Origin of the sequence: Enterococcus sp. 125944 (assembly GCF_051909435.1) — a bacterium.
GTDB lineage: Bacteria > Bacillota > Bacilli > Lactobacillales > Enterococcaceae > Enterococcus_D > Enterococcus_D gallinarum.
This window is the reverse complement of the sequence record NZ_JBQASY010000001.1, coordinates 277701-290214: the sequence shown is the minus strand read 5'-3', so window position 1 is coordinate 290214 and position 12514 is coordinate 277701. Positions and strand designations below refer to the sequence as shown.

The window sequence follows — 12514 nt, the reverse complement described above, 5'->3', positions numbered from 1 at the left end:
ACAGAAAGGTGTCTTTCTATGAAAAATGTTTCTTTTCACCGTTATGTGATCTCACTGATTTGTGTCGCGATCCTCTCGGGAGGCGGTGTCTACATTTGGCAAAAAAGTACGGCTGCAACACAATCCCCACAGAATCAGCCCACAGTGGCGACATCAAATGAACTGGAAAAAGTTCAAACGCTTTTTGACCAAATTCGTGCCAATTATTACCAAGAAGTAGATGAGGATGTCTTGGTCGAAGGGGCATTAAAAGGAATGACCGATGCATTAGGTGATCCTTATACAACGTATCTTAGTGAATCAGCAGCCAATGAATTGGATCAGTCTTTATCAAGCAGTTTTGAAGGAATTGGCGCCACCCTTACCCTTGTCAACGACTATCCAGAAGTGGCACAAGCCCCTATCAAGAACTCCCCAGCTGAGAAAAACGGTTTGCGTCTAAACGATCGTATTTTGAAAGTGGATGGGAAAGAAACGAAAGGCCTGTCATTAACAGAGGTCGTAAACAACATTCGTGGCAAAAAAGGGACCACAGTCAAGTTGACGATCCAACGGGAAAAAGAGACCTTTGACGTATCGATTACACGAGATACGATTCCAGTGGATACTGTTCATACAGACCTTGATAGTGAGAAAAAAATCGGGAAAATCGAAATTACGACTTTTGGTGAAAGTACTGCCTCCGAATTAAAAGAAGGAATTGAGTCACTGAGAAAGAAAGGAGCAAAATCATTTATTCTGGATGTCCGGCAAAATCCTGGTGGACTTTTAGATCAAGTACAGATCATGGCTAGCATGTTTTTAGAAGATGGAAAAACGATCGTTAAGTTTGCAGATGATAGTGGTGTCATAAGTGAAACGAAGGCAAGTGCTGCTCTTGATGAAGGATTCAAAGTCACAGAACCGGTTGTCGTTTTGGTTGATGGCGGCAGTGCATCGGCCGCAGAAATTTTTGCAGCTGCGTTGCAAGAATCCGCAGATATACCAGTTGTCGGTACAGAAACCTTTGGTAAAGGAACTGTACAAAATGTAAAAGAATTAGGAGACAATAGTGAGCTAAAGATGACGGTCATGAAGTGGCTGACGCCAAATGAAGAATGGGTCAATGAGCAAGGTGTAATGCCAGATCATCAAGCAGATTTTCCTGAGTATGCCTATTTAGCTCCATTACCAAGAGACAAAGAATTGAAAGAAGGGCAAAGCTCAGAAGCAGTTGATCGGTTGAATCAGTTTCTTTCTGCACTAGGTTATCGGACCACCGGAGATACATTTGACCAAACCACCGTATCAGCCGTTCAAGCCGTTCAGCAAAAAGCTGAGCTGGAAGTGACAGGGAAAGTGAATGCAGAAACAGCACAAGCAATTGAGAAAGCTGTGACGGATCAATTAAAACAAGAAGATCATGCTTATTTGAAAGCTGTCGAGTTATTATCAAAGTAGTAACAAAGTAAAAGAGGAGGGACATCATGCAGCGAAGAAAAATCTGGATCGATCGCTTTTGGTTCATCATTAAATACGCGATTATTGCATTGGCCTCTGCATTCCTGATTCGTGCATTCTTGCTGATCCCTGTACCGGTGGGCGGAAATTCAATGGAAGGTACCTTAAGACAGGGGGATATGGTTTTGATCGAGAAAATCTCACCCATCAAGCGATTTGATGTCGTCGTTTTTCAAATGCCGGATGGTTCCACCTATATTAAGCGAGTGATTGGATTGCCTGGTGAATCCATTCGTTACGAAAATGATCAACTATATGTTAATGATCAGCCGGTAGATGAGAATTTCCTAGTGAAAAATCGAAAGAATGATCACGAAAATGTCTCTTATACGAATGACTTTGATCTACAATCATTGTTGGGCGTTGAAAAGCTGGGGAAAGACAGCTATTTCGTGATAGGTGACAATCGTCGTGCCTCTAAAGACAGCCGATCATTTGGTGCCATTTCTGGAGATGCGATTTTAGGAAGTGCTCGTTTTGTTTATTACCCACTAACCCATATGCGCTTTATATAATGAAAAACAAAAACATCATTTATTCATATTTTTGCGTAGGTATCGCTACTTTCAAAAAATATGAGTAGATGATGTTTTTAATAGCAGCTAGTATTTTTCTGCAGAAATCAATGTTGTTGGATCCTTTGCTTGATAATAAAATGCTGTTGTTGTGTCATGTCCTTTACATAATTATTTAACACTTCCTTTGTTGTTTTTCGTTATTCTATTGAAACGAACAAGCAAGAAATAATTTTATAAGTAAGCGTTGACAGTGCCATTTTAAGCTGATATACTTTGGCTGTAAGTTAGAAAAAGGAACGAGAAATAGCGCCGCAGCTGTTTCTTGAGTTATGTTACTGAGACGATCAGGCAGAACTCAGAATATATATCAAGTACACTTTCTTTTGTAAAGTTTATTTGATATTTATTCTGAGTTCTTTTTTCTGGAAAGGAGAAACGAATGAAAGTTAAAAAGATTATCAATAATAATGTTGCCTTAGTGGATAGAGGAGGGCATGAGTCGATCATCTACTTAACAGGAGTCGCATTCAAGAAAAAAGTTGGCCAACATATTTCTGACTCTGAAGTAGAGAAGACCTTTGTCTTAGATAGCCAAGATCGATTAGAGCATTTTAGCTACCTCTTATCTCGCGCCGATGATCAATTGATCCTGCTTGTAAACGAGCTCGTACAATATGGAGAAAAAGAAATCGGCAAAAGTGCCAATGATTATCTTTATTTAGCTTTGTTAGATCATTTATCCTTTGCATTGAAACGGGCAAAAAAAGATCAATATTTGAGGAGTCCATTGACTTGGGAGGTAAAAAAATTCTATCCCAGTTATTACAAAATTGGGTTAGAAGCCTTGGAAAGGATCAATCAAACCTTTCAAGTCGATTTTCCTGAAGATGAAGCCGTTGCCATTGCCTTACATTTTGTTAACTTGCAGGAAACGAAAGCAAAGTTTGATGAACAATTAGCTGATATGGAAACGTTGCGGGATATGCTGAATATTATCAAATATCATTTTACGATTACTTTAGATGAAAACAGCATGAATTATATGCGTCTTGTGACCCATCTCCAGTATTTCATCGAACGATTGCGGAACAACCAAACCTATTCCGACAATGAGTCTCAACTTTATAAACAAGTGAAAGTAATGTATCCGGAAGCATTTGCCGCGGTTGAAAAAATTGAGATCTATGTCAAAGGAAAGTTCAACAGTTACCTGACACAAGAAGAGTATACCTACTTAATGATCCACATCAATCGTGTAACAGAAAGAGGAGAATGACATGAATCAATACCATGATTTCAACGAGCAAATCATCAAATTAGTTGGCGGAAAAGCCAATATTCAAGCTGTTGTGCACTGCATGACTCGTCTTCGTTTTACTTTAAAAGATCGCTCAAAAGCAGATACAAAAAAATTGCAAGAGCTGGAAGGGGTTATTGATGTGGTAAGCAATAATGTTGCTTATCAAATTATCGTAGGAACCCATGTAAACGATGTTTACAAAGATTTAATTGACCAACTGGGAATGTCAGGAGACGAAGCAGACCAGTCAAAAACGAAGAAAAATCCGATCAAGGCGATGCTAGATGTGATTTCGGAATCAATGAATCCCATTTTAGAACCAATCATCTGTGCAGGTTTATTAGCCGCATTTCTTTCAATTATTTCATTAACCGGTTTGATTTCGACAGATAGCTCAACGTATCAAATTTTTGATGCATTACGGTCGGCTGTTTTTTATTTCTTACCTATTTTGATGGCGATGAGCTGTGCCAAACGATTAGGCGCCAGCCCTTATCTAGCAGTGGCTTTAGCAGCAACCATTTTATCTGAACCGATCAACAATGTTTCGGGATTGAGTTTATTTGGTATTGGGTTACCACAGATCACTTATTCAAATAGCTTTATCCCGATTTTATTAGCAGTATGGTTCATGGGCTATGTAACAAAGTTTGCCAAAAAAGTCATTCCTAAAAGTTTGCAGTACTTTATGTCTCCTTTAGTGATCATGCTGATTACTTTGCCAGCCACACTCCTGGTTTTTGGTCCATTAGGGTTTTATATTGGGGAAGGCATCATTGGCTTCTTCAATCTATTGATGGACACGATAGGTAGCTGGTTTGTGATGATGCTCTATTCTGCATTACAGCCATTCATCATTATGTTAGGCGCCGGCAATTTCATTATGCCTGTTGTGGCTTCATTGATTGCAGCGAATGGATATGATCCAGCGTTTATCTCATCATGTACAATCTCTGACATCGCTGTCGGCGGAGCAATGCTTGGATACTTCTTGCGTGCTCGCAACTTGAAACAAAAACAACTATTTGGGACCGTGACTTTATCCGCCATTTTAGGAGTTACCGAACCAGCCATCTATGGTGTATTCGTTAAATTCCGTCGTCCGTTTATTGCTGTGATGATCGGCGGAGGTTTAGGGGGACTGTTCGCCGGTTTAACAGGTGTCAAAGCTTATTCAATTGCTTGGGGATTATTTGGATTACCTGCCTATATTGGCGAAGGCGACTTCATGAATCTTTGGTTAATGGTGGCAGCGGTTGCGATCAGTTTTATTGGTGCGACTATCGCAGCCTATATGTTAGGGATTCCAGTAGAAAGTGATGAAGTACCGGCGGTTAAAGAGAAAGAACAACCTGTATCTTCTGAAATGATTCGTTCTACTGCTTTAAAAAGTGTAGTGGAAGGAGAAGTGGTTCCCCTCAATGAAATCAATGACCAAGCTTTTTCAACTGGTGCTTTAGGGAAAGGAATCGGTATCAAACCTATAAGTCATGTGATTCATTCGCCAATCGATGGGGAAGTGCTAACAGTCTTTCCTACCAAACACGCGATTGGTCTTCGCAGTGACCAAGGCGTTGAGGTCTTGATCCATATTGGTATCGACACTGTTTCGTTAGAAGGCAAGTATTTTACGATGAATGTGAAGCAAGGTGATCGTGTGAGGACAGGACAACCAATCGGTGAAGTAGATTTTGAAAAAGTTCGTGAAGCCGGGTATGATCCAACGACTATTGTGGTCATTACGAATACGAATGATTTTCTTGATGTGATCCCAACATCCAATAACCAGTTGGTAAAGTCGGATGATTTACTAAATATTGTCTTGCAATAGAAACCGTAATAAAGAAGATAGAAAAGGTGAGCAGATGAAGTTAAGAAATGATTTTTTATGGGGCGGCAGCATTGCCGCTCATCAATGTGAAGGTGCTTGGCAGGAAGATGGCAAAGGCCCAGCTATTATGGACTATGTCACAGTAGGCAGCTATGAACAGCCTCGTGAGATCGATAAAGAACTTCTTGCTAACAAGGTTTATCCTTCTCATACAGGCATCGATTTTTATCATCGTTATCAAGAAGATATTGCTTTGTTTGCAGAAATGGGATTCAAGGCATTACGGATTTCTATCGATTGGTCAAGAATTTATCCTAAAGGGGACGAAGCAGAACCAAATCAAGCCGGTATCGATTTTTATCATCGAGTCGTTGACACGCTATTAAAACATGGTATCGAACCGATCATTACGCTCTATCACTTCGAAATGCCGATTCATCTAGTGACAGAATATGGTTCATGGACAAATCGCAAAGTCGTTGATTTCTATTTGCGCTTTTGTCGCACGATGTTTGAAGCATTCAAAGGAAAAGTCAGATACTGGGCCACATTTAATGAGATGAACCATATCGATCCTCAAAGTGAGGCTAGTGATATCTTTACCTATATCATTGCCGGATTAAAGTACTCTGAAATCGATGCTAAGGCCCAGACATTAGCCATGATTGGCTACAATATGACGCTTGCAAGTTGTGCTGCTGTCAAAATGGGACATGAAATTGATGAAAACTTCCAAATTGGCTGTGTTTTTGGTATCGAGCCAGTCTATCCAGCAAATTGTGATCCCGTCAATGTTCTAAATGCCTATAAACAAATGGATCGTGACTTCTATCAGATCGATGCAATGTGCAATGGTCTGTTTCCCCAATACAAACTGGAAGAATATGCAGATCAAGGCATAAAAATCGTGATCTCTGAGTCAGATAAAAAAGTGTTTGCTGAGGGCAAAATTGATTTTATTGGCATGAATTACTATGCGTCTTCTGTCGCAGAATATGAAGGTGCATCGGAAGGGAAAAGTGCTTTATTTGGCGGTCTGCAAAATCCTTATTTGGAAAGCAGTAAGTGGGGATGGACGATTGATCCGATTGGCATGCGGTATTTGTTAAATTACACTTATCGAAAATACGGATTACCAATCATGATTACTGAAAACGGACTAGGTGCAGTGGATGAAATCGCAGAAGATGGGCATGTTCACGATGCGTATCGCATTGATTACTTGCACAGACATGTCGAGCAATTGTTGCTGTCAGTTGAAGAGGATCAGGTAGACTGTATCGGTTATCTAACGTGGGCGCCGATCGATTTAGTCAGTGCTACGACAGGTGAGATGAAAAAACGCTATGGATTTATCTATGTCGACAAACAAGATGATGGAACAGGGTCCTATATGCGTAAGAAAAAAGATTCCTTTGAGTGGTATCGGCAAGTCATTAACTCCAACGGTGAGAGTATCAAAAGGGAGAATCATGAGTAAAAATTAGTTTTCTATTCATTTCATTTGTATTTTTTTTCATCAAAACTTGTATCGATACGCACTTTAATAAGAAATGATGGCGATCTAGAAAGAAGTAAATTCTTTCTAGATTTTTTTGTTTTTATTGTTTTCATAAATCAGTATGAGCGATGAGAACCTCTTGGTTTCAAAAAAATTTGATCTTTTCGATTTTGTTGATCTTAGTACTTAGCTACGATACATAGCTGCATTTCGTTTTATTTCTATTACTTATATATTCAAACGAGGTAGCCGCTTGCTTGAGCAATGTGAAAAAAATGTTCTAGAAATAACGATAAAATTTTTTACAGTGTTGTAATTCTGTCAGACTTTTGGCATTTTTTTCTTCAAAATTGATAAGATGATTTGAGTAAAAGACGTAAAATGAAGTATAATTTTAACTAGGCGGAAAATTGGTCTTTTTCTCAAAAAAAGTTGACTTCCTATATCCTGACACTCAGCTAGCTAATTTTAGCTACTTTTGACTACTTTTGGCTACTTTTTCCTAATTTTAGCTACTTTCACAAGCCAGCAAGTTCTCTTGGACTGACACTGAGTGACAGAATGAATTGAGCCGTGGGCCAAATCCCCTTATGGCATTTTTAAATTAGTCTGCCAAGTGATTCTAGTGAATGAATTAACAAGGAAAGGCTGTGGAATCAGCCAAATAATGGCATATAACAGAATAGTCAGCGTAGTTGGGCAGTTTTTGGCCATTCTTTGGATATTTGCTGGACTGTAAGAGCAGGTTGAATGAGCAAATCACCACTACAATACGCGTCTCATAGGTATAGTTGCAGGTGATTGGCAGGTAGTATTTCCAATTAAACCAATTCGTGTTAAAATGCGTAGGATACTCGGCAATCAGGAAATTTTCTCGATTCGTCCGATACTTTTAAGAGAAAGCCAAAACAATGTCTGAAAAAGACTGGTATGAAAGGAAATTAATTATGAGTACCATTCAATGGTTTCCAGGCCACATGGCCAAAGCAAAACGTGAAGTAAGCGAAAAACTAAAATTTGTCGACATCGTGTTTGAACTTGTAGATGCTCGTCTCCCCATTTCTTCAAGAAACCCCATGCTGGATCAAATTTTACAACAAAAGCCACGCTTGATCTTGATCAATAAAGCAGACTTGGCTGACCCTCAGCAAACAAAACTCTGGGAAGGCTATTTTAGAAAACAAGGTTTCTTAGCCATGGCGATCAATGCTCAGGATAGTCAAGGAATCAAAATGATCGTTCCTAAAGCAAAGGAAGTTCTGCAAGAAAAAATTGCTCGTGACAAAGCTCGTGGGCTCAAACCACGTCCGATAAGAGCAATGGTCATTGGGATTCCTAATGTAGGAAAATCAACATTGATGAATCGCTTAGTCGGCAAAAAAATTGCTCAGACTGGGAATAAACCAGGTGTTACCAAAGGGCAACAATGGTTGCGTTTTGGTACAGAATTGGAATTGTTGGATACACCAGGAATTCTCTGGCCTAAATTTGAAGATCCTGAGATTGGCAAAAAATTAGCTTTGACTGGCGCTATCAAAGATCAACTCATCCATTTAGATGATATTGCTTTGTTTGGGTTAGACTTTTTTGCTCGCTACTATGAAGGAAGAATTGCTCAGCGTTATTCACTTTCTGCGGAAGAAGAACAATGTCTAGCACCAGAACTATTGATGAAGATCACTGAAAAACGTGGCTACAAAGACAATTATGATCGCGGTAGTGAATTAGTCGTTTTTGATATTCGACAAGGGAAGCTGGGAAGGTACACATTAGATCGTTACGAGGAGTTAGGTGAAAAAGATGAAAGAGCCGATTAAAACTATCAAAGAGCGACTATTTGCCGAGGAGGTTGACCCGGCTTATGTGGCTCAACTGATGGCAGACGAACGCTCTGGTGTCCAAAAGCTGATTACCAAGTATCAAAATCAGCAGCGTAAACAGCGACAAATGCAAGAAAAATATGCAGAAATGTCTGTATTTGAACAAGAACTCTATCAGAAAGGGCTTCGGTTTGTTGCCGGTTTAGATGAAGTCGGCCGGGGACCGTTAGCTGGGCCTGTAGTTGCCGCGGCAGTGGTTTTACCGAAGAATTGCGGGATCATTGGCTTGAATGATTCGAAACAACTTTCTGCGAAAAAAAGAGAAGAATTATTTATTGAGATCCAAAATAAAGCGGTAGCAATTGGCATCGGTATTGCAGATCATGAGGAAATTGATCGTGTGAACATTTATCAAGCCAGTAAGAATGCGATGAAACGAGCGCTAGCTGACTTATCGATTACACCAGAGCATTTATTGGTGGACGCTATGACGCTTGATACCGATATTCCTCAGACCAGTCTGATCAAAGGGGATGCCCGGTCGATCTCTATCGCTGCTGCAAGTATCATGGCTAAGGTATTTCGGGATAATTTAATGAAAGATTATCATGGTGTTTTTCCTCATTATGGATTTGATCAAAATGCTGGTTACGGTACGAAAACCCATTTAGAAGGATTAGCTGCCCATGGGATTTGTCCTATCCATCGCAAAACGTTTGCACCAGTAAAACAGTATGTAAAATAATTCATCAAACAGCCTCATTTTTACGAATCTTATTAGTGAGATTCTTTAGAAATGAGGTTGTTTTATGTACTATCAGGAATGTACGCCCTTCGATAAAATCCTCCTTCGCTTGTCATTTGTACAAGGAGTCGGTATTCAAAGTCAGTGGCGGGTGGTCAAAGGCTGCCTCGCACAAGAAAATTGGACTATAACGGCTGAAGAAGTTATTCAAATGACAGGGATCACACGCAATATTCGTCGTTTTCAACAGTCGTGGCATCAGTTGACAGAGAGTGACTTAGCGGAAAAAATGGCCGACCAGTCATTTATCACCTTTTTTTCAAAAGACTACCCACCTGCACTGAGAAAAATCGCTGATCCACCATTGATCCTCTTTTACGAAGGGAATCTGTCATTACTCCAAAAGCCTTCACTGGCTGTTGTCGGTGCTAGACAAGCGACAAACTACGGTCAGCAGATTTGTAGAAAAATCATTCCGGAACTAGTGAAAAAGAAGTACTTGATCATTAGCGGCCTTGCCCAGGGATTAGATAGTTTCGCCCATGAAGCAGCGATTGAAAGTGGTGGACAAACCATTGCAGTTATAGGAACGGGACTGGATCAGTGTTATCCTAAGAGTTCGCAACGTCTTTATTCTCAGATCAAGCAGGAACATTTGCTGGTTAGCGAATATTCGCGAGGAACATTGCCGCATAAACATCATTTTCCCATGCGGAATCGACTGATTGCGGGAATCGCACAGGCAGTTTGTGTGATTGAAGCCAAAGAAAAGAGTGGCTCTTTGATTACTGCACAGTTGGCTTTAGAAAATGGGAAGGATGTTTTTGCCGTGCCTGGAGAAGCTTTGACCGATCGATCAAAGGGGTGTCATCAGTTGATTCAAGATGGAGCAAAATGCACGCTGACAGCAGAAGATATCTTAGAAGAATTGCCTTAGGCTTTTGAACTTATGATGATCCTTTCTTGACAAAACTTTTTCTGAAAGCTATGATAAGCTACGATTTGGATGTTTGGAAAGCAAGTGGATTGTTTGCCGAATATATTATAGTAGGAAAAAATGAAGGAAGGAGCCATTTTTTATATGGCATATAAATATCTAGTGATCGTGGAGTCGCCAGCAAAGGCGAAAACCATTGAAAAATACCTCGGGCGCAACTATAAAGTTGTTGCGAGTGTTGGACATATTCGTGATTTGCCGAAAAGCAAAATGGGCATTGATGTCGAAAATGACTATGAACCTCATTACATCTCGATTCGCGGCAAAGGCGATGTCATCAAGAGCCTTCGTTCTGCAGCTAAAAAAGCAGAAAAAGTTTATCTCGCAAGTGACCCGGATAGAGAAGGGGAAGCTATTGCTTGGCATTTAGCTTTCTTGCTAGGACTAGATTTAAAAGAAAAGAACCGGGTCGTTTTTAATGAAATCACAAAAGATGCAGTTAAAGCTGCGTTCAAAGAACCTCGTACGATTGATGTCGATTTAGTAGATGCGCAGCAAGCTCGTCGGGTGTTGGACCGTCTGGTAGGTTATTCGATCAGTCCAATTTTATGGCGCAAAGTCAAAAAAGGATTGAGTGCGGGCCGTGTTCAGTCAGTAGCATTGAAAATCATCATTGATCGCGAAAAAGAAATCCGCGAGTTTATACCTGAAGAATACTGGAGTATCGATGGCAACTTTAAAAAAGCAACGAAAAAGTTCAAGGCGGCTTTCTGGGGGCTAGATGGTAAAAAGAAAAAACTACCAAACGCTGAAAGCATCAAAGAAGTGACCGATCGTTTAGATGGCAAAGATTACCAAGTGACCAAGGTAGAAAAGAAAGAACGAAAACGCAATCCTTCGGCTCCTTTTACAACCAGCAGTCTTCAACAAGAGGCAGCCCGCAAACTGAATTTCCGTACACGTAAAACAATGATGGTAGCCCAACAGCTTTATGAAGGAATCCCATTAGGCAAGCAAGGAACGGTGGGGTTGATCACCTATATGCGTACCGATTCTACACGGATCGCGGATACAGCTAAAGGAGAAGCGGCGGAATTCATCGAAACAACCTATGGCTCAGCTTTTTCAGCTCATGGTGGCAAGAAAATCAAGAATGCGCAAGGGGCGCAAGATGCCCACGAGGCTGTACGTCCTACAAGCGTCATGCGTACACCAGAAGAAATGGAAAAGTACTTGGACAAAGATCAGTTGAAACTCTATCGCTTGATTTGGTCTCGTTTTGTAGCCAGCCAAATGACTCCTGCGATTTTGGATACAATGAAAGTGACGCTACAGCAGAATGGCGTCATATTCATAGCTAACGGATCCAAAATCAAATTTAAAGGATTCATGCAAGTGTATGTTGAGGGACGAGATGACGGCAAAGAAGACAAAGAGAATATTTTGCCGGAATTAAACGAAGGGGACGTTGTTCAGTCGATCTCTATCGAACCAAAACAACACTTCACACAACCACCTGCTCGTTTTAGCGAAGCAACGTTGATCAAAACTTTAGAAGAAAATGGTGTAGGGCGTCCATCGACTTATGCACCAACTTTAGAAACGATCCAACGGCGCTATTACGTTAAATTAACTCAAAAACGTTTTGAACCAACTGAATTGGGAGAAATCGTTAATTCGTTGATCGAGGAATTCTTCCCTCAAATCGTCGATACCCATTTCACAGCCGAGATGGAAAGCAGCTTAGACAGTATTGAAGCGGGCAAACAAGAATGGATCAAAGTCGTGGACCAATTCTATCGACCATTTGAAAAAGAATTATCCAATGCGGAAGAAAATATTGAGAAAATCCAGATAAAAGATGAACCCGCTGGCTTCGATTGCGATATTTGCGGTCATCCAATGGTCATCAAGCTAGGTCGTTATGGAAAATTTTATGCTTGTAGCAATTTTCCAGATTGTCGAAATACAAAACCGATCGTCAAAGAAATCGGAGTGGAATGTCCAGTTTGTCACCAAGGACAAGTTGTTGAAAGAAAATCCAAGAAGAACCGAATTTTCTTTGGCTGCACACGCTATCCAGAATGTGACTTTACGTCATGGGATAAACCAGTAGGCAGAAACTGTCCAAAATGTGACAACTATTTGGTTGAAAAGAAAGTCAAAGGCGGCAAGCAAGTCGTTTGTATCAAAGGTGATTATGAGGAAGATGTTCAAAAGTAAGCTATCGATCGTTTTTGACCTCTCAATAAAAAAATGAAGTGAGCGCAAGAAGTATCTGCTGAGAGACAGCAGACTTCTGCGTTCCTTTTCAAAAAACAGAGCTGTGACACAAGGAATAGAATAAAAAATAAGCAGAGAC

General features: G+C 40.3%; 9 protein-coding genes. All 9 read left to right on the top strand.

Annotated features, from left to right (window positions below; translation table 11 throughout):
- The first annotated feature begins 18 nt into the window (after positions 1–18).
- The 9 genes from ACTFWY_RS01345 (at position 19) to topA (ending at position 12375) form a co-directional block, all read left to right on the top strand.
- Entirely contained in the window at positions 19–1440 is a 1422-nt protein-coding gene (locus ACTFWY_RS01345) for a S41 family peptidase (protein ID WP_003126968.1), read from the top strand.
- Positions 1441–1466: 26 nt separating this feature from the next.
- Positions 1467–2015, top strand: a complete 549-nt coding sequence (gene lepB / locus ACTFWY_RS01340) for a signal peptidase I (protein WP_311810705.1) — start codon at positions 1467–1469, stop codon at positions 2013–2015.
- Between the two features lie 442 nt (positions 2016–2457).
- The gene (locus ACTFWY_RS01335) at positions 2458–3294 is read left to right on the top strand and encodes a PRD domain-containing protein (protein WP_311810704.1); all 837 of its coding nucleotides are present in this window, start codon (positions 2458–2460) and stop codon (positions 3292–3294) included.
- A 1-nt stretch (position 3295) separates the two neighbouring features.
- Positions 3296–5149, top strand: a complete 1854-nt coding sequence (locus ACTFWY_RS01330; protein WP_003126972.1) for a PTS beta-glucoside transporter subunit IIBCA — start codon at positions 3296–3298, stop codon at positions 5147–5149.
- 34 nt (positions 5150–5183) lie between these two features.
- Positions 5184–6629, top strand: a complete 1446-nt coding sequence (locus tag ACTFWY_RS01325) for a family 1 glycosylhydrolase (protein WP_103299913.1) — start codon at positions 5184–5186, stop codon at positions 6627–6629.
- A 968-nt stretch (positions 6630–7597) separates the two neighbouring features.
- Positions 7598–8467, top strand: a complete 870-nt coding sequence (ylqF, locus tag ACTFWY_RS01320) for a ribosome biogenesis GTPase YlqF (RefSeq protein ID WP_003126974.1) — start codon at positions 7598–7600, stop codon at positions 8465–8467.
- Positions 8451–9215, top strand: coding sequence for a ribonuclease HII (locus ACTFWY_RS01315; RefSeq protein WP_029486958.1), 765 nt, complete (start codon positions 8451–8453; stop codon positions 9213–9215). Before ylqF ends, ACTFWY_RS01315 begins: the two co-directional genes overlap by 17 nt.
- A gap of 64 nt (positions 9216–9279) precedes the next feature.
- Positions 9280–10152, top strand: coding sequence for a DNA-processing protein DprA (gene dprA, locus ACTFWY_RS01310; protein WP_311810703.1), 873 nt, complete (start codon positions 9280–9282; stop codon positions 10150–10152).
- A gap of 144 nt (positions 10153–10296) precedes the next feature.
- On the top strand, positions 10297–12375 hold the full coding sequence (topA, locus tag ACTFWY_RS01305) for a type I DNA topoisomerase (protein WP_103299915.1): 2079 nt from the start codon (positions 10297–10299) through the stop codon (positions 12373–12375).
- The last annotated feature ends 139 nt before the right edge of the window (positions 12376–12514 follow it).

Excerpts from the sequence above, each read along its gene's own strand:
- dprA (WP_311810703.1), top strand. The coding sequence starts at position 9,280 with ATGTACTATCAGGAATGTACGCCCTTCGATAAAATCCTCCTTCGCTTG.
- ACTFWY_RS01325 (WP_103299913.1), top strand. The coding sequence starts at position 5,184 with ATGAAGTTAAGAAATGATTTTTTATGGGGCGGCAGCATTGCCGCTCAT.
- ACTFWY_RS01345 (WP_003126968.1), top strand. The coding sequence starts at position 19 with ATGAAAAATGTTTCTTTTCACCGTTATGTGATCTCACTGATTTGTGTC.
- topA (WP_103299915.1), top strand. The coding sequence starts at position 10,297 with ATGGCATATAAATATCTAGTGATCGTGGAGTCGCCAGCAAAGGCGAAA.
- lepB (WP_311810705.1), top strand. The coding sequence starts at position 1,467 with ATGCAGCGAAGAAAAATCTGGATCGATCGCTTTTGGTTCATCATTAAA.
- ylqF (WP_003126974.1), top strand. The coding sequence starts at position 7,598 with ATGAGTACCATTCAATGGTTTCCAGGCCACATGGCCAAAGCAAAACGT.
- ACTFWY_RS01335 (WP_311810704.1), top strand. The coding sequence starts at position 2,458 with ATGAAAGTTAAAAAGATTATCAATAATAATGTTGCCTTAGTGGATAGA.
- ACTFWY_RS01315 (WP_029486958.1), top strand. The coding sequence starts at position 8,451 with ATGAAAGAGCCGATTAAAACTATCAAAGAGCGACTATTTGCCGAGGAG.
- ACTFWY_RS01330 (WP_003126972.1), top strand. The coding sequence starts at position 3,296 with ATGAATCAATACCATGATTTCAACGAGCAAATCATCAAATTAGTTGGC.